Annotated in this window: 22 protein-coding genes; 19 read left to right on the forward strand and 3 right to left on the reverse strand. The window is 48.0% G+C overall.

The window, feature by feature from the left end; translation table 11 throughout:
• Positions 1-92 precede the first annotated feature (92 nt).
• The 16 genes from G544_RS0100005 (at position 93) to G544_RS0100080 (ending at position 12660) form a co-directional block, all read left to right on the forward strand.
• Positions 93-656 carry a terminase small subunit gene (locus tag G544_RS0100005; protein ID WP_027272693.1) on the forward strand — a complete coding sequence of 188 codons (564 nt, stop codon included), beginning with the start codon at positions 93-95 and terminating at the stop codon, positions 654-656.
• Positions 653-2224 carry a terminase gene (locus G544_RS0100010; protein WP_027272694.1) on the forward strand — a complete coding sequence of 524 codons (1572 nt, stop codon included), beginning with the start codon at positions 653-655 and terminating at the stop codon, positions 2222-2224. The genes G544_RS0100005 and G544_RS0100010 overlap by 4 nt, the downstream gene beginning before the upstream one ends.
• 2 nt (positions 2225-2226) lie before the next feature.
• Complete coding sequence (locus G544_RS0100015) at positions 2227-3648, forward strand: DUF4055 domain-containing protein (RefSeq protein ID WP_027272695.1); 1422 nt, start codon at positions 2227-2229, stop codon at positions 3646-3648.
• Entirely contained in the window at positions 3617-4729 is a 1113-nt protein-coding gene (locus G544_RS0100020) for a phage minor head protein (RefSeq protein ID WP_027272696.1), read from the forward strand. Before G544_RS0100015 ends, G544_RS0100020 begins: the two co-directional genes overlap by 32 nt.
• A 99-nt stretch (positions 4730-4828) precedes the next feature.
• Positions 4829-5527: a hypothetical protein gene (locus tag G544_RS0100025; protein ID WP_027272697.1), complete on the forward strand. Its 699-nt coding sequence runs from the start codon at positions 4829-4831 to the stop codon at positions 5525-5527.
• 13 nt (positions 5528-5540) lie between these two features.
• The gene (locus tag G544_RS0100030; RefSeq protein ID WP_027272698.1) at positions 5541-6521 is read left to right on the forward strand and encodes a major capsid protein; all 981 of its coding nucleotides are present in this window, start codon (positions 5541-5543) and stop codon (positions 6519-6521) included.
• Positions 6522-6584: 63 nt separating this feature from the next.
• Positions 6585-8039 carry a glycosyltransferase family 2 protein gene (locus G544_RS0100035; protein WP_027272699.1) on the forward strand — a complete coding sequence of 485 codons (1455 nt, stop codon included), beginning with the start codon at positions 6585-6587 and terminating at the stop codon, positions 8037-8039.
• Entirely contained in the window at positions 8024-8635 is a 612-nt protein-coding gene (locus G544_RS0100040) for a hypothetical protein (RefSeq protein ID WP_027272700.1), read from the forward strand. The genes G544_RS0100035 and G544_RS0100040 overlap by 16 nt, the downstream gene beginning before the upstream one ends.
• Positions 8632-9117, forward strand: coding sequence for a DnaT-like ssDNA-binding protein (locus tag G544_RS0100045; RefSeq protein ID WP_027272701.1), 486 nt, complete (start codon positions 8632-8634; stop codon positions 9115-9117). The genes G544_RS0100040 and G544_RS0100045 overlap by 4 nt, the downstream gene beginning before the upstream one ends.
• Positions 9117-9476: a hypothetical protein gene (locus tag G544_RS0100050; protein ID WP_027272702.1), complete on the forward strand. Its 360-nt coding sequence runs from the start codon at positions 9117-9119 to the stop codon at positions 9474-9476. The genes G544_RS0100045 and G544_RS0100050 overlap by 1 nt, the downstream gene beginning before the upstream one ends.
• Complete coding sequence (locus G544_RS0100055) at positions 9469-9894, forward strand: HK97 gp10 family phage protein (protein ID WP_027272703.1); 426 nt, start codon at positions 9469-9471, stop codon at positions 9892-9894. The genes G544_RS0100050 and G544_RS0100055 overlap by 8 nt, the downstream gene beginning before the upstream one ends.
• Complete coding sequence (locus tag G544_RS19580) at positions 9891-10292, forward strand: phage tail terminator-like protein (protein ID WP_036023012.1); 402 nt, start codon at positions 9891-9893, stop codon at positions 10290-10292. Before G544_RS0100055 ends, G544_RS19580 begins: the two co-directional genes overlap by 4 nt.
• Positions 10293-10356: 64 nt before the next feature.
• A complete protein-coding gene (locus tag G544_RS0100065; protein WP_027272704.1) occupies positions 10357-11034 on the forward strand; it encodes a phage tail protein in 678 nt (225 codons plus the stop codon).
• Between the two features lie 41 nt (positions 11035-11075).
• On the forward strand, positions 11076-11429 hold the full coding sequence (locus tag G544_RS0100070; protein ID WP_027272705.1) for a phage tail assembly chaperone: 354 nt from the start codon (positions 11076-11078) through the stop codon (positions 11427-11429).
• Positions 11430-11491: 62 nt separating this feature from the next.
• Entirely contained in the window at positions 11492-11737 is a 246-nt protein-coding gene (locus tag G544_RS0100075; protein WP_051155503.1) for a DUF1799 domain-containing protein, read from the forward strand.
• Between the two features lie 167 nt (positions 11738-11904).
• The gene (locus G544_RS0100080) at positions 11905-12660 is read left to right on the forward strand and encodes a KilA-N domain-containing protein (RefSeq protein WP_027272707.1); all 756 of its coding nucleotides are present in this window, start codon (positions 11905-11907) and stop codon (positions 12658-12660) included.
• A gap of 146 nt (positions 12661-12806) precedes the next feature.
• On the opposite strand, the gene G544_RS22555 is transcribed toward G544_RS0100080, so the two are convergent.
• The 3 genes from G544_RS22555 to G544_RS21475 all read right to left on the reverse strand — a co-directional run bounded on the left by G544_RS22555 (position 12807) and on the right by G544_RS21475 (position 14616).
• Complete coding sequence (locus G544_RS22555) at positions 12807-12932, reverse strand: hypothetical protein (RefSeq protein ID WP_255309150.1); 126 nt, start codon at positions 12930-12932, stop codon at positions 12807-12809.
• Between the two features lie 89 nt (positions 12933-13021).
• Positions 13022-13543: a hypothetical protein gene (locus G544_RS0100090; RefSeq protein ID WP_027272708.1), complete on the reverse strand. Its 522-nt coding sequence runs from the start codon at positions 13541-13543 to the stop codon at positions 13022-13024.
• A gap of 224 nt (positions 13544-13767) precedes the next feature.
• The gene (locus G544_RS21475; RefSeq protein WP_071783207.1) at positions 13768-14616 is read right to left on the reverse strand and encodes a BRO-N domain-containing protein; all 849 of its coding nucleotides are present in this window, start codon (positions 14614-14616) and stop codon (positions 13768-13770) included.
• A 358-nt stretch (positions 14617-14974) separates the two neighbouring features.
• On the opposite strand from G544_RS21475, the gene G544_RS0100100 reads away from it, so the two are divergent.
• The 3 genes from G544_RS0100100 (at position 14975) to G544_RS0100110 (ending at position 17604) form a co-directional block, all read left to right on the forward strand.
• Entirely contained in the window at positions 14975-15937 is a 963-nt protein-coding gene (locus G544_RS0100100) for a P63C domain-containing protein (protein ID WP_027272709.1), read from the forward strand.
• Positions 15938-16043: 106 nt separating this feature from the next.
• Positions 16044-16865 carry a DUF6694 family lipoprotein gene (locus G544_RS0100105; protein ID WP_027272710.1) on the forward strand — a complete coding sequence of 274 codons (822 nt, stop codon included), beginning with the start codon at positions 16044-16046 and terminating at the stop codon, positions 16863-16865.
• Positions 16866-17007: 142 nt separating this feature from the next.
• The gene (locus tag G544_RS0100110) at positions 17008-17604 is read left to right on the forward strand and encodes a hypothetical protein (RefSeq protein ID WP_027272711.1); all 597 of its coding nucleotides are present in this window, start codon (positions 17008-17010) and stop codon (positions 17602-17604) included.
• Positions 17605-17630 lie beyond the last annotated feature (26 nt).

The raw sequence follows: 17630 nt of genomic DNA on the forward strand, positions 1-17630 counted from the left end.
CCTGCCGTAAAGAATGGGCATCAGGTATGCCAATTAACTTTCTATATATATCACTCATAACTATCACCTATAAAAAATAAAGAGACTTAACTATGGCGCTCACTGACAAACAAGAAATGTTTTGTCGCGAGTACCTCATCGATTTAAATGCCACACAAGCGGCTATTCGGGCGGGGTATAGCGATAAGACCGCAAACCGCACCGCGTCAGAAAACATGTCAAAACCTGACGTACAATCTAGGATCGCCGAACTAAAAGCTGAGCGCAACGATCGCGTCGATATTGATGCTGAATATGTGTTGCGTCGCTTGGTTGAAATAGACCAAATGGACGTACTCGATATTCTTACTGAATCTGGAGACCTGAAGCCGGTGGCTCAGTGGCCTAAGTTGTGGCGAACCACTCTATCTGGGTTGGATATCATTGCAATGGCGAGTGAGGGAAACACGGCGGCGCTACTAAAGAAAATAAAATGGCCGGACAAAGTGAAGAACCTCGAATTGCTCGGCAAGCACGTAAGCGTTCAGGCATTCAAAGAGCAGGTTGAGCAGAAAGTCACTGCAACGCACAACATCATGCCCGTACCGTCGTGTAATAACGTAGATGAGTGGGAAAAAGCGGCTCAACAACAGCAAAGCGAGGTTCTTGGTGGATGAATTACAAAGCAGTATGGAAACCACTACCAGGCTCGCAATCACTGGCGTTGAGCTGTCCGTGCAATGAAATCTTATATGAGGGAACGCGGGGGCCTGGTAAAACTGCCGCCCAATTAGCTCGTTTCCGGCGGCTTGTTGGTTTGGGTTATGGCTCATTCTGGCGTGGCGTGATATTCGACACTGAGTATAAGAACCTTACCGACATCATCACGCAGTCAAAGCGCATGTATCGGCTCTTCGGCGATGGCGCTCGCTTCCTCGCTTCAGCGTCAGAGTTGCGGTGGATATGGCCGACTGGCGAAGAGTTACTTTTTCGCTTCGGTAAAGAAGAAAGTGATTATTGGGATTATCACGGGCAAGAGTTCCCATTCATCGGCTTCAACGAGCTGACAAAGCAACAGTCATCCGAATTCTACGAAATGATGTTCTCTTGTCGGCGATCTTCGTTCAGGCCGGAAGACTATCCGCTTGAAGATGGTACGTTGCTTAAGCCGATCCCGCTGGAGACTTTCAGCACAACAAACCCATTCGGCATCGGCCATACATGGGTAAAGAAACGCTTTATCGAGCCAGCGCCACGCGGAACCGTCCAGCGTGATATTCAGATGGTATTCAACCCACAAACTGAGCGTGAAGAAGAGATAACGCTGACCCGCGTCGCCATTCATGGTTCGTTTAAAGAAAACCCATACCTCGATCCGCAATACATAGCAACGCTGATGTCCATCAAAGACCCTAACAGGAAAAAAGCGTGGGTAGAAGGTTCATGGGACGTCACCAGCGGCGGGCGATTTGACCACCTGTGGAATGAATCGCTGCACGTCATTAAGCCGTTTCAAATACCGGATAGCTGGACTGTTGACCGCTCCCACGATTGGGGGGAGTCAAAACCATTCTCTAACCTGTGGTGGGCACGTACCGATGGCACTGCTGCGACGCTGCCGGATGGGCGTCAATTCTGCCCGCCTGCTGGTTCTCTGATTCTGATTGGCGAATGGTACGGTTGTCCGCCTGACGAACTGAACAAAGGTCTAAATATGTCATCAACCAACGTTGCTAAAGGTGTTGCGTGGATTGATAAGCGATTGACCGGAGAGGAAGCAGACGAGCCAGAGGAAATTAAACTCGACGGAGTGACACAAGGTCAGCTTCACATCATGCCTGATATTTGCAAAAAAGTTATACCCGGACCCGCTGATAGTGCCATTTACAACACTGGCGATGATGAGCTTTCAATAGCACAGAAGATGGAAGCACAGGGCGTTAAATGGGTTGAGGCTAACAAAAAGCCCGGCTCTCGCGTTAACGGTGCTGCATTGTTTGCCGACATGCTGGAGGCGGCAGTTGAAGGGGAAAAACTGGAATCAGGTATTCCCGAAAAGCCAGCATTTTACGTTTTCGACTACTGCCGAGGCTGGATTAGCCGCATCCCGGTGCTGGTTCGCGACAGCAAGAATCCCGATGACGTGGATACCCAGCAAGAAGACCACGATTGGGATGGTACGCGCTATGAAGTGCTTCACAACCCGCCCAAACCTCCAAAACCAATCAAATTTAAATGGGCTTAACCATGTCAGATTTAAACATCAACTATCATCATCCTGCATGGGCAGAATTCCAGCCGGAATGGGACATGATCGGCGACTGCGTTGATGGTGAGCGCAAAATCAAAAAAGCCGGGAAGAAATATCTCCCGCATCCAAGCGATGATAGCGCAAGCGATGATCCAACAGGGAGCCGTTATGAGTCTTATAAAAAGCGCGCTGCATTTGTTAACGCAACCGGGCGGACATTATCTGGCCTCATCGGGATAGCTTTTAGCAAGCAACCTGTTATTGAGCTTAAAGGCGGCATTGAAGGCCTTAATAGTGATGCTGATGGTGAAGGGCAACCTTTGTCTCAATTAATTCGTGACGCACTATCACAGAATCTTAAACGTGGTCGGGCAGGGGTTTTAGCTGATTTTACTGGCTCTGGAATACAGTCTCAAGCCGAAAAAGGCCGCCCCATTCTCAGACTGTTCACCGCAAAGCAGATTATCAACTGGCGAGTGACTAACGGGAAAACTTCACTCGTTGTTGTGAAATACGAAGAGCCAGAAGACGACCATCGCGGCTTTGAGTTGGCGATGAAGAAGTATTGGATAGAACTGCGGCTGGTTAATGGCGTGGCGCATTGGCGAAAATGGGAACAAGGTACAGATTCAATCACAGGGACTGAATTAACTCCATTCACGGATGCCAGTAATATTCCGCTTTCCGAGTTACCGTGGGCGTGGATTGGTTCATCAAACAATGACCATACGCCAGATTCGCCACCGTTGGCCGATATCGCTTATCTCAATATTAAGCATTATCAATGTGAGGCTGACCTTGCTGAAGCCGCTCACACAGTTGGGCAGCCAATGGTTGGTCTTACTGGGCTGACGAATGACTGGGTTAATGATCATCTTCAAGATGGTTTTGTAGTGGGGTCAAGAAAGGGCGTCATGCTTCCAGTTGGTGGTGATTTGAAATTCGCCCAGCCAGAAGACCGAAATCTGATTCTTTCCGTAGCAGAACGCAGGGAAAAACAGATGGCGATGCTTGGAGCGAAGCTTGTTGAGCGTAACACATCAGCGAGAACCGCAGCGCAGGCAACTGATGAGGCTCAAACAGATAATTCGGTATTATCACTGTGTGCCGGCAACGTAGAGCAGGCCATTCATCGCGCTCTGGACTTCGCCATCCTCTTCGCTGGTGGTGGAGAATATACAGTAACGCTCAATAAGCAGTATGAAATAGCTCAGTTGGACAGTCAGGCAATTACTGCTCTGATGGCGGCCGTTCAGTCAGGAAACATGCGCGTAATTGACTTCATCAGGTATCAGCAGCGTGTCGGACTCGTTCCGCAGGATGAAAGAGCTGAGGATATTGAGCAGGAATTGAAAGATGCTGAGCCGACATTTACAGGCATAACCAATGATGACAATCAACGAAGCGTTACAGAGTGAGGCAATAGCTCATCGACTATGCCTAACGCGATACGAGCTAAACGTCGCTGGGAAGATGCTGAGGGTACTCAACGATGCGGATGCAGAATTGAGCGCTCGTCTGTTAATCGCTCTGGAAGAACTGCCGAGAGGTAATTTCACCACAGATCGCATAGTTTCAATGCTGGATAGTGTCAGGGAGCTTAACAGAGAGTTCATTGGAACGTGGTATTCCTCACTGACTGATGAGCTTCTAGCTTTTTCTGAGTATGAATCGGGGTATCAGTACAGCCTGTTTAACGCTCTGCTCCCTGATGCGGTTAGGCAGAAATATCCGCTGTTCTCCATTACGTCTCAGCAAGTGTATGCAGCAGCTACGGCTGAACCATTTCAGGGAAGGCTACTGAAAGACTGGGCTGATAACCTCGAAGCCGACCGAATCACCCGAATTGCTAACGCGGTGCGCAACGGTTTTCTTCTCGGCGACACTAATGAGCAGATTGTGCGTAATGTTCGTGGTACGAAAGCGAGAGGTTACAAGGACGGTGCGCTGGAAGCCAGCAGAAGAAACGCTTCAGCTGTCGTCAGAACAGCCGTATCGCACACCGCCGCCGTTGCCCGAGATGAATTTGCAGCACAAAACAGCGATTACATCAAAGGCAAGAAGTGGCTCAGCACGCTCGATACGCGCACAACTGAGCAGTGCGTTATCCGCGACGGCAAACGTTACACGATGGATGGCAAACCGGTAGGCCACAGAATACCGTATGGCGCTGGACCCGGGAGGTTGCACTGGTGTTGCAGGTCAACAGAGACACTCATTACCAAATCGTGGCGTGAGATGGGGATCGACATCGACGAAATGCCACCCGGTACCCGTGCGTCAATGGACGGGCAGGTTCCGGCGGACACGACGTACCTTGAATGGCTGAAAAATCAGTCGGCCGCGCGTCAGGATGAAATACTTGGCCCGACGCGGGCGAAGTTAATGCGCGATGGTGGCATGGCTCCGGAGTCGTTTTATACAGACAAAGGCAAGTTCCTCACTATTGAGCAACTCAAAAAACTGGACGCGAAGGCGTTCGAAGAGGCCGGATTATAGTCAGCGACATAGTCCCGGCAAACAATCACAGCCCTGGCACATCGCCGGGGTTTTTTATTGCACGGAATCAGCGATTCCAACAACGACCAGAGGTCAAAAATGTTTAAGTTTAAAATTACCAAAGACGAGTTTGACGCCCTTGATGATAGCCAGAAGCCAATGTATGTCGAGGGTGGCGACGGTTACCAGTTAGCGATTGACGGGCTTCCTGATGTGTCAGGGCTTGAGAAAAAAGTAAATGAACTGCTGGGCGAGAAGAAGTCAGAGCAGGAAAAACGCCGTCAGGCTGAAGAAGAAGCAAAAAAGGCAGCTGAAGAGCAGGCTCGTAAAAAGGGCGACATTGAAGCTCTGGAAAAAAGTTGGCAAGAAAAGCTATCAACCAGAGAGCAAGAACTTCTGGGGCAGGTTCAGGAGAAAGATAAGCTGCTGAATACTCTGCTGGTAGATAACGTGGCTCAAAGTATTGCTACGAAACTAGCTGGCGATAGTGCTGAAATTCTTTTACCGCACATCAAAGGTCGGCTTATTGTTGAAGATGGTAAAACCCGTGTCATTGATGCTAGTGGCAACCCATCAGCAGCCACGCTAGAAGACTTGGAGAAAGAATTCAAAAACAACAAGTTGTTCGCTCCTGTTGTTATTGGCAGTAAGGCATCCGGCACCGGCGGTAAAGGCGGCCTGACCATCGCTCGCGGCGAAGGCAAAAAATGGAATGACTACACCGAAGCTGAGCGAATTCAGCTATTCAAAGAAGACCCTGAAGCATTTAAAGCACTTCAGGCAACTCAGAACCAATAAGAGGTAACGCCGCATGGCAACCATCGCAACACAAATTTCCGATATTTTTATCGGTGAGTATTATCAGTCTATCGCACCGGTCAACAGCCCGGAAAAGACCGCTGTATACGAGTCCGGTATCATAACCCGCCTTTCTGCTCTTGATGCTGTGGCGAGTAACGGTCAGGGTACTGCGACCATCAGCTACTGGCAGGATCTGGACGCTGACGAAGCGCCAAACGCCTCCACCGATAACCCGGATCAGATTGGCAAGGTTGGCAAAGCCACTCAGGGTAGCATGCGTGCCCGCACTCTGTACCTGAACAAAGGCTATGGCGTAGCTGACCTCGCGTCAGAACTGGCGAACAGCGACCCGATGACGCAGATCCGTAACCGCTTCGGCACCTACTGGACCCGTCAGTGGCAGCGCTATCTGATTGGCGCGGCTCGTGGCATCATCGCCTCCAATATCGCCAACGATGATGGTGACATGGTGATCACCGAAGGTGCTTCTCTGGCGGAATCCTTTCAAGACGCCGCATTCACCGCTGGTGACGCCGCAGATCAGTTCTCCGCGATTGGTGTTCATTCCTCCATCATGAACCGCATGGTGAAGAAGAACCTGATTGAGTACCTGCGCGATTCAACCGGGCAAATCATTCTTGCCACCTATCTTGGCAAGCCGATTTTCATGGACGACAGTCTGAAAACCGCTGACGGTGGCTTTATGTCGCTGTTCTTCGGCTCCGGCGCGTTCGGCTACGGCGTTGGTGCTCCGAAAGTTCCGGTGGAGCTTCAGCGCAAACCAGACGGCGGTAACGGTGGTGGTGCTGAGATTCTGTGGGAGCGTAAGACCTACATTATCCAGCCTGCCGGGTTTAGCTGGAAAGGTGAAGACGACCAGAACAAAACGCCGTCCTACACCGAAATGGCTAATGCTGCTAACTGGGATCGCGTCTTCGACCGTAAGCAGGTGCCGTTTGCTGCCGTGCTGTCTCCGGCGTCTGGCTCTTAATCGACAAGGGGCGTAATGCCCCTTTCTTTAATCCGCAAGGAAAAGGAGGGCGCAGTGTCGTCAGTGAAAGTGGTAATCGATGGAATAAACTACGTCCCTAGCAGTGACTCAAGTCGCATTGGCGTGTGCATTACCACCCACAATCGCGCTGACGTCCTCAAGCTAGCGCTGGCGCAGCATCAGCAGTTTTTACCGCCCGGCGCGCTGGTGGTTGTCATTGATGATGGGTCAACTAAACCGGTGGTGGTACCTGACGGTGTTACGCTGATCCGCCACGAAAAATCGCTGGGTATTGTTGCGGCAAAGAATAGAAGTATCGAAGTGCTGATGGATGCAGGGTGCGAGCATCTTTTCCTGTGGGACGATGATGCATGGCCGATTACCGATGGCTGGCACCTGCCTTATATCGAGTCACCAGAGCCACATCTAGCTTATCAGTTTCTTGACCTTGCCGGGCCACGCAAGCTTAATGATTTGGCTGTGCTTTATCGCGATGATAAGCACGTGGCATACACAGGGCAACGCGGTGTGATGCTGTATTACCATCGCAGTGCTATCGAGCGTGTTGGCGGGTTCGACTGGATTTACGGGCGCGGCATGTATGAACATCCGGACCTGGCGTTACGTATCCACAACGCCGGACTGACGACATGGGCATTTGCTGACGTTACCGGATCGGAAAAGCTGATTCATTCTCTGGATGAACATGATGATGTGGTCCGCTCGGTTTCACGTCCTGACCGTGAGGTGCAGGTTAAACGCAATGTGGGTATTTATAACGCCCGCCGTGACAGTGACTATACCGCGTATGTGGAATACAGGAAGCAGCGTGACGTTGTGATCACAACGCTGCTGACTAGCCAGCCTGACCCTCAGCGTGGCGCGAGGATGACGCCTGACGCTGCCCTGCTGGAGAAATGGGCGGTATCCATCAAAGGTGCCGACGCTGTTGTGCTGGCAGACGAACTCACTGTTGCACCATCCGGAGCGCAACTGGTGACGGTTCCGGCAGCGGATATGAGCGTCTACCTCCTGCGCTGGCTGCACATTTACCGCTGGCTGCGCGGACATCCTGAGTACCGTTTCGTCTGGTGTACCGATGGCACTGATGTTGAAATGCTCTCCCCGCCGTGGGATGAAATGGAGCCAGGTAAAATCTACGTTGGTTCTGAGCCAAAAACCTACGCTGATGACTGGATGTTAAAGCATCATCACGGTCGCGTTTATTCTGAATTTCTTCATGAACATCAAGGTGATACCCTGCTTAATGCCGGATTGCTGGGTGGTCTGCTCGAGGATGTAATGGAGTTCGCTCACCGCATCATCCGGCTGCATTTCCGCATTGAGAGTCATCGCTTCTGGAAAATGGAAACGGCACCGACAACAGCAGTTGATATGGGGGCTTTCGGTATCGTGGCGAAGTCATTCGGTGATCGGATAGTAACGGGCCCGCGCATCCACACAGTGTTCAAGTCTGATGGTGTCGGTAAGGAGTACGCCTTTTGGAAACACAAGTGAAGTTCGTGGTGCTTGGTCATCATAGCCGAAGACGACAGGCTGAAACGCTGGCAGGGATTTTCGATGCGCATCTGCTTATTGATGAAGCAAATGACGGGGCTAATGCCGCACATCGCCGTGCGCTGGAGTGGGCCGCACAACAGCATTGTCGCGTGATTATCATGGAAGATGACGCGTTACCGGTTCATGGTTCAGATGAAATGTTCCGGTACTGGGTGAACCGCTTCCCTGACGATTTTATTAGTTTTTACCTAGGCACCGGACGTCCACCTCAGTATCAGCGGCAGATAGCGACAAAACTGATAGACGCAGACAAGCATAAAGGGGATTACATTGAGTTTGAGCGCCTTATTCACGGTGTTTGTTACAGCCCACCCCAACATAGTATCAGTCGTATTCTTGATAACTGGGATGCTTTGAAAGCTGCTGATTATGCCGTTGGTGATGCGTACGGCGGCAGGGTCATCTATCCGTGTTACTCGCTGGTGGATCACGCTGACGGTGACCCTGTTGAACAACATCCTGATAATGAACCGAGAACAGAACGCCGCCGGGCGTGGCGGCTGGCAATCTTCCCGGTAATGAGGGCATCATGATTAAAACAAACCCGGCATCACCAGATTTCAACAGCTATGTCAGCATTGACGATCTTAAGGAATTTACGGCAGCCAGAGGCTACGAAATCTCTAATGACAATGCGGAACTGGAGCGCCTGCTGATACAGGCAATGGATTATCTGGAGTCACTTACATGGAAAGGTCGAAGAACTGACCCGGAACAACCGCTTTCATGGCCGCGCATGGGTATTTATATTGAAGGAAGCGCCATTGATGTAAATACCATTCCGTTACGGGTTAAGCAAGCACAGTGCCGACTCGCAGTTGAAGCGCAGGAAACCGACTTAAACCCCACTAAATCAGGTGGAGCCGTGACGCTTGAGCGGGTGGAAGGTGCGGTTACTGTACAGTACGACGGCTCAAGCAATGACGGTACTGTTACGTTTCCTTGGCTGAATGGCCTACTTCGCGGGCTATATGGTGGCTCTTCGGCGTTTAACTTCGATGTGAGACGTGGCTGATGGCAATTAATTACCTGCGAATGCAGAAGACCGCCACGCGGCTGGTGACTGAAAACGGAGCAGAGTACAGCGTGACGCGCACTACTCCACCGCAAATGGTTAATGGCATCGAAATCCCCGGCGGCAAGTCAACATTTGTCGCGGTCGGCGTAAAAGCTGAATATTCACCACACGAAATTGACGGAACGGTCATCCTTACTGGCGACATTCGAGTGACGTTTAAGGCCGAGCCTGAAATCAAAGTCGGTGATGTGGTCGATATTGACAGTGTGAAATGGCGTGTTATGCAGCCTAATCCGATAAAGCCTGCATCGCTGGTGCTTTGTTATAAAGCGCAGCTAAGGAGGGTGAATGGGTGAGAATGGGGAATTTACTCTGGATGTTAAGGCGTTCGTTGAAGCAACAAAGCGAGATATGCTGGATGTTACCAAAAAAGCGATGATTGATGTCTCGAATCGTGTTGTCGATATGTCACCCGTAGATACTGGCAGGTTCCGATCAAACTGGGAAATTGGTCAGGATGTAGTTCCTGATACTTACTCTCCGGAAATAGGCCCATACCCTAGGCCGCCAGAAATTAAAGCCAGGCTGAAAGCGCAGGTGGATGAGATCAGCCAAGGTGCGAACTTTATTTTCCTTGCCAACACGTTACCTTACTCCTACCGACTTGAAATGGAAGGGTGGTCAAAGCAGGCCCCCGCCGGAATGCTTCGTGTTGTGGTTCCTGAGTTTCAAACCTATCTCGACAAGGCGGCAAGGGAGATTAAAAACCGATGAACCAAACCACAATCACTCAGGTGCTGGAGTCGAAGTTGTCCGCTGTTGCTGATGAACTTGGGTTGCGTATTGCATGGGATAACATTGAATTTACTCCTGACGACAATATCTATCTCCAGTCTCATGTTCTACCGTCTATGACCGTCAGTAATGACCTTGGCGGGCAGATGCGAATATGGCGGGGAGTGTTTCAGGTTGATGTCTGCGCCCCTGTGGCGTCAGGAAAGGCTGGCGTGATTAAGGTAGCTGATAATGTGGTAGCTGCCTTTCCATTCAATATGGAGCTTTCTAGCGGCGTTTATATCAATTCTGTACCGAGTCAGTATCCAGCGCTTATTTCAGGAACTACCTACAAAATCCCTATCAGCATGAACTATCGGGTCGATGACGGCCTGTAATGACCAAAATCTTTAACCAAACCGCCTAATCGGCGGTTTTTTATTAATATCTGGAGATTTATTTATGGCTTTTGCATTACCTAATGGCTCAGGTGTATATCTTGCGTCTGAATATGAGGACCTGGTGTCTTTTACTGATATTACAAACGCGCAAAATGCAGTGGTTACTATCAGCGATGAGGGCGCTTTTTCAGCGGGTGATATTGTACAAATCGCGTCGTTATGGTCTGGCATCGACAACGTAGTCGCGCGAGTTCTTTCTGCGTCGGGCTCTTCGGTCACGCTGGAGAATGTTGATACTACAAATGAGAAGCGCTATCCAGTCGGCGGCGGTGGTGGCAGCCTTAAAAAGGTAACTAGTTGGGTTGAGTTACCTCAAATTACGGAGGTTTCTTCTTCTGGGGGGGAACAAAACACTGTACAGATACAATTCCTCAGTGATGATACGCAACGTAACTTGAACACCTTCAAATCAGCCCGTTCTCAGACTTACACCATTGCGCACGACTCAGGATTGCCAATTTACGATTTGCTTCGTGAATATGACTACAACAACGACACGTTAGCGGTTTACATGTATGTACCGAAAGCCAAAGAAACTCGCTATTGGTCTGGAACTGTTTCGTTCAGCGATACAGTTACCACGTCAATCAACCAAGTGGAAACTGTTAACGTCGTTATTAACGTTCAGTCACCGGCAGTTACGTTCTACAAAGACGAAAAAATCAATCAGGGCAGCTAATACAATTTTGCCTCGGAAGAGGACTTATAAGGTAATAACTCATGTCATTAAAATTTAGTCTTAATCCAAACCCAACCTTTAAGTTGGAAGTCACTATCCCGCGACCAGGTGATGACGGAGGGCTTGTTAAGCTGACCGTTCGCCATAAAACGCGAAAACAGCTTGCTGAGCTGGAGAAAAAACTGAAAGGCGATGCGGAAAATGCCGTAGAAAAGGGCGACTATAGCAACGAAGCTGCTGTTGATTATTTGGAGCAGGTAATTGAAAGCTGGAATATTGACGCCGAATTCAATCGCGAAACGCTTTCTCTGCTGTTGGATAACTATCCGCGAGCCTTTGATTCTATCGTATCTGCATACACGAAAGAGCTGTATTCAATCCGCGAAAAAAACTAACAGCGCTTGCCGAGGCGTGTTTTACGCCTGAACCCTCAGCAGAAGAGCTTGCTGCGTTCTGCATGACCCCAGATGATCTTGAAGAGATAGAGATTGATGTCTTACCCGATGTATGGGCGTCATTTCTACTGTTTCGTGACATGTTCACTCAATGGCGAACGGGGGTGGGGGGAGTTACTGGGTTGGACTATAACGTCCTTCCCTGGCTTATGAGGGTTCACAAAATAACCGATAAGGCAAGCGCTCTGGAAGACATTCGGATTATGGAAGATGCAGCGCTTCGGACTATCCACAAAAACCAACAGTAACAGCCCCGTCACCCGATGGGGCTTTTTATTTCCGCGCATTCGCGTGTGCACATCCCAAAGAGAGCTTTCCGTAGTGTGAGTCTGAGGTAGGGCGGTGGATTACATCGTTCCGCTCTCGGCTGCCCATATCTACGCGAACAGGCTCGCACTACTGAAAGGTAAATACGATGTCTAATATTATCCCTATGAATTACGATGACCGTTCATTCCCTTTTGCTTCTGACTGCTGGTTTAATGCTACCGTGGCAGCAAAGCATCACGGAAGGAAAGTCACTGAGTGGTTACGCCTCCCATCCACAAGAGAATACATGGCGGAACTATGTCAAGAGCTTGGTGTGGAGGGGGGTAATTTTAAAGGTGGGAAAATCCCACCTTTAGTTCGTGTCGAGAAAGGACGCTATGGTGGCACTTGGCTTCACCCAGAATTAGCAGTTGAGTTCGCCCGTTGGTTATCTGCAAAATTCGCCCGCGCCTGTGACCGTCACATAAAAAATCTACTCCTGAGCAAAAACTTTCAGCTCACAGAAGAGCAGATTGTCGGCCTAATGGTTTGTCAGCAGCCTACATCGTGGGAAAAACGATTCAAAGAGCCGTTCTACCTAGCCCTGTCAAAAATGTCCGGGCTTCCATATTTTGGTCATGTTGGTGGCTGTCCGGCGTTGTTCGGACAGATTACATCTCGATGGGTATATGGTGTAGCACTTCCTGATTACGTCTATCAGGTCGCCAAACGGGCAGCAGGTGACAGTGGAGAAAAAATTCACCAGCACCTCAAGCCAGATGCGCTGGAAAAGGTTGAGCATCAGCTTGTTGCCGTCACTAACATTGCCAGTTGTAGTATTGACCAGAAGGATTTTGAAGCCCGTTGCATGTCGGCTTTTCCGGTAAAGGGACAGATGAAACTTCTATATGCAGCTGCATGATCATGAATAACCGTTTGACATCCCCTCGCCCTTCAAGGCCGGGAGGATGTCAATACAGGAGATTGGATTGTGAAAGCTTTACGCCTCCTAGAAAAAAGCAAACCATTAAAAAAGATAATCTATTCTTTTATCGCGCTGTCGGTGTACTACATCACGCCAATGATGTTAACGGCGATAGCTGAGTTACTGAAGGCATTGAAATAATTATCGTCCGGCGATGAGGTAATGATGAAAATCTTCACTGCGGTAATGCACAAAAATAGTTTTTTCATTCACGCTGATACACGGGAGGACTTTTGGGTTCTTTTAAGTAAAACTCTTGGATGGGGGAGGTTTCAGCTCATCCGCGAGTCTGACGAATTCAGCCAGAATGGAGGGCTGTTTGAATTAACCGAATTGCGTTCGGCAGATTCATCACCCCCTGAGTCAGTAGTTGTAGGGTCAAATGTTTTATGGCGTCTGCCGGAAGCTCTCGAAGTTTTGAAACGACACTCGCCTTCTCTGATTCCGGAAGACTGGAAAGCGCAATAAGGTTTTCTATCGCAACAATAGTATCATTGTGCAGACGGATGGTTTGCACTCTCAGTATTGCACTCAGGCCGCCATCGTTAAGTAAGAAGTCAATTCCATCATGCGTGATGGCGCATGTATGGCTGTTAAAAATGTACTCTATTCCTTCGCTGGTCTGGCTTACGGCAAACGGCTTCGATACCAGCCCATGCATTTGAAGATAGAGCATGCATGCAACAAAGTGGTCGTAACTCTGAAATTTACCGATTAATTCCTGCTCCTGCTCATCCGTAAGGTGGCGTGGGGCCGCGTTAACCAGTGCGTTCAGGATTTCTAGCTGCAATGCCCGGTCATATTTTTCTTTTATATCCATCATGCGCCCCGTGTTATTTATTTCAGGTAAGCCACAGAGGATTCACTTTCTCATCGTTAACTGTATGAGTCAAACTTGATTGCAACTGCATGTTGTTCGAGACATTGAAACAATGCTGAAGGCTCGAGATATTTATTAGCGAAACCTACACAAAAAGTGTAGGTCGCAAAAATGATACTGAAATGGTAGGGATTGCGGCTCCAGTTACAGAGCCGCGCGGTTAGTTAAAATGCCGAGTACTGATTTAAGCCGAGGCGACGATGGGCGGTGTCGAATTCATCCTCAAGGCTTGCTAGGCGATTGGCAGCAAGAACTCCCGATGCCAGATGTTCATAGATGAGCATTCCCGCAGGTGAACCCAAGCCAGATAGGTGCTCTGCAATTTGGTACTCCCTGAAAATCTTGTATGCGCGAACGATTTTCTTTGTCAGCAGGTAAACATCATTTAGCTGGTGGTCGTCGAGCGTAACGCCTTCTTTGGGCGCTGGTAGTGTTTCTTTGCCGAGATATTCACCCTCAAGCGCGTTTAAGTATTCCACTGCCTCTGCAATCTGAGGTGGCGAGAGCTGCTGGATGGTATCTATCTCGAAGCGCTCATGGACCAATCGCCAGATGTCAGGGTAAATCTTGCCTAAGCCGGTAGTAATAAGGCGCTCTGCCGTTTGACGCAACGGTGTTAGTTGAGTGGCCGTTGATTGGCGTGGTTTTGGCGTGGCATAAGCTCCGGTTTTCCTAATTGATGGCAGAACTTCGGCTGTGACCCATTTACGAAAACGATGGGGTATTGAGCCTTTCTTCACGGCATCACGACACCGAAGGACGAGAGTATACATACCCGACTCGGAAATGATGCTTATTTCCTTTACTCGGTTGTCAAACATAGGCCGTTGGTCAAGCCCTATGTTAAACATAGACCTTTCATCTTCATCCAGTCTTTCAATTGCTTGCGTGACGTTCTGTATACTAAGAGCAGAACAAACATCTTGAGCCACGAACCAAGGAGCGCCATTATAATTAATCGCTCTGATGCTGTGAGATTCGAAGGTGAATGGAACTACAGAATGCTTAGCCATGATGACCTCGTTTAATTTTTTCGAATTACCACTATCGGAGTGGTGCCGGGAGGTTCGAAACGGCTAAACGAGACCGTGGACTTATTCCCCATTACTGGGTGTTGTATTCGTCGCCCTCCCGACATTGATCGGGGTGTGGCCGCGCATACGTCCACTAAATGACAGGCATAAAAAATCCAACGCTAACGGGGTTGGTTATGGCCGCGTTTAAGAGGTTTCGACACCTCGTGACGACTACATTACAGAGAGTGGGGCGATCTGTCAATAAAAGCAAGCATAATAATATTTGATTTGTGCTTGCTTGTTTATTTATACAGTGTTTATAATGCAAGCACATTTCACAACATGGTGCTTGCAAATGACGGAAGAGAAGAAAGGAGTAACCGGTAAGGCAAAAGGTGGTGTGGCTAGGGCGCAATCTTTGACTAAGGAACAACGCTCGGCTATCGCTAAGAAAGGCGCGGCAGCAAGATGGAAAGACAGGCCACTGAAAGCCACCCATAAAGGCAACTTCATGAATGAGTTTGGCATTGATGCTGAGTGCTACATTCTTGATAATGACAGTAAAACAGCGGTGGTAACAAAGACTGGCTTGGCTAAATTAATCGGCCTTGGCGAGCGCGTTAAAGATATTGATCGCGTATTAAACGCACAATATATGTCCAACTACGTTAGCGCAATTTTAATTGAAAAAATGGGAAAACCCTATATTTTTCAATGGGAGAACGATGGCGCAGTTTTAGGCTCTTTCACAGGCGGCCATGGGTACGATATTTCGGTTGTTATTGATATATGTAAAGCATTAACAGAAGCAAAAGATAATGGTGACCTACCTGAATCGCGTCTAAAGGCAGCGATACAAGCTCAACGTTTAGTTAATTCCGCAGCCAAAGTTGGTATCACTAATGTCGCATATGCCGTTGCCGGATTTAGGCCAGAAGTGCAACAGGTAATAGATTCCTTCAAGGCGTTTGTCAGAGAAGAGGCTAGGCAATATGAGAAAGAATTTCCTGACGAGCTTTACGAGGCATGGTATAGAATTTATCAACTTAACAAACCTGAACGTGGACGTCCGTTCCTTTTCAGTAAATTAACGAATGAACAAATCTATATCCCATTAGCTCGTAGCCAAGGGAAGATTTTGGATTTGGCGCGAAGAAATAAGGAAGAAAACGGGAAGCGGGGGGATAAAATTCACCAATTCCTAGCAGAAGTAGGTGTAAAGGCTCTAAAGCAGCAGATAGGTAAAGTCCTTGCTGTCTCTGAATTATTTGAGGGTCGGGAAGATTACGAATCTGCGCTTAATAAAGTAAATAAGTAATGGCAACCATCAAAACCCTCTCCGGAGGGTTTTTTTGTCAACTCTGACAGGTGATCGCAGAGCCTCTTGTTGGTATGATGGGACATCATAACAATGGGGGGTGAGTGTGAAGAAGATTATTGCAATTAGCATACTGGCGCTAATGCTTACAGGCTGCGATGAACCAAAGGTTGATACATCTACTGATGAAGCGATGAAAAAATCGCTTCAGAAAGTAAAAGAGTCTCTTCCTGAAAATAAAAGACAGGAGTTTACTGAAGCCACTTCTATTATAATGATGAATAGTGTCGACATGAAAGCTCTGATGTCCGGCGCATTCTCTGGAAACAGTGATGCGATCGCAGCGCAACAGGCTGAAAAAGCAAAGTCTGTTTTAAATGGTAAAACCGGTGAAGAAATCATCGATAAAGCCAAGATTATCTTAGCTGAGAGGACGCAGAGAGAGCGTCAGCAAGCGCTTGAAGAAATTACCGAACTACAACAAAAGAAAGCAGAATCACAAAAGGCGAAAGAATCGTTACGTAATTTTGTTGTTAACAAATCGCGTTTCTATTTTGAAAAACAAGAAATTGGTGGTTCGTGGCCAGTCATTGAACTAAGTGTAGAAAACAAGACAGGCAGCCCTATATCAAGAGCCTATTTCAAGGGAACCATTGCCTCACCTGGCCGCTCAATACCATGGCTTGTAGAATCTTTCAATTATCAGGTTCCAGGGGGATTAGAGCCTAGAGAGAAGGCTGATTGGCCTCTTTTACCAAACAGATTTTCCTCTTGGGGGGCAGTTAAAGCTCCTGAGGATGCGGTGTTCACAGTAGAGGTGGTGCGCCTTGATGGCCCGGATGGTAAGGCGCTGTTCAACTCTGAAATCTTTGATGAAGATGATCAAAGACGGCTTGAAATGCTGCAAAGTAAATACACTTCTCAATAATTTTATTATGTTTTTTAGCCGTGACCTCATAACGCCTAAGACCTCCGATCCAGCCAAATATAAACCACAAAATGTCAAGAATAAGTCCGGAGTGCTGCGTTAGGTGAATTGAGATGATGATTAAGAATATATTGAGGTGAGAATGAAAAAGATTGTGTTTGCTATCATATTGAGTCTATGTGCATCTTTACCAACCTACGGGAAGCCAACGATTGAAGCTCCGCTTGGGTTAAAATGGGGGATGACGAAGGATGAAGTAGAAAAGCATGCTGAAGAGCTAAGTTTACTAGAGAGGAAAGGGGATAGGCTTTCTTCCTACTATTTAAGAAATCCAGAAAAAATCATTGATGGTATGGATGGTTATTCTGTTTCAGTTGATGATAAATTTGGACTTGTTAGCGTAGAAATGCTGCAATCATTTAATAATGATGATAAAGGTACAAAAGTAAAAAGTCGGTATGATGTTATCAAAGAGGCACTATCAAAAAAATATGGGACTCCTTCCTTATTAGAGTATATAAATAATGAGCGCATTAGTTTTTATTCCTGCCTGAGAATTGATGGTTGTGGTAGCATGACGGCATTCTTTGATGGTAATAATGGGCAAGCTCTAATTTTAATTAACTCATCTGACGTTGACCGTGGAAATATATTTATCAGGTATAAAACACATGAGCTAGATAAAATAATGAGTGAACTAAAGAATAAAACCATCAATGAATTAAGTGACTCATTGTGATTTCGTGTTGATGGTACGCACCATAT

The sequence above is a fragment of the Leminorella grimontii ATCC 33999 = DSM 5078 genome (genome assembly GCF_000439085.1).
Taxonomy (GTDB): Bacteria; Pseudomonadota; Gammaproteobacteria; order Enterobacterales; family Enterobacteriaceae; genus Leminorella; species Leminorella grimontii.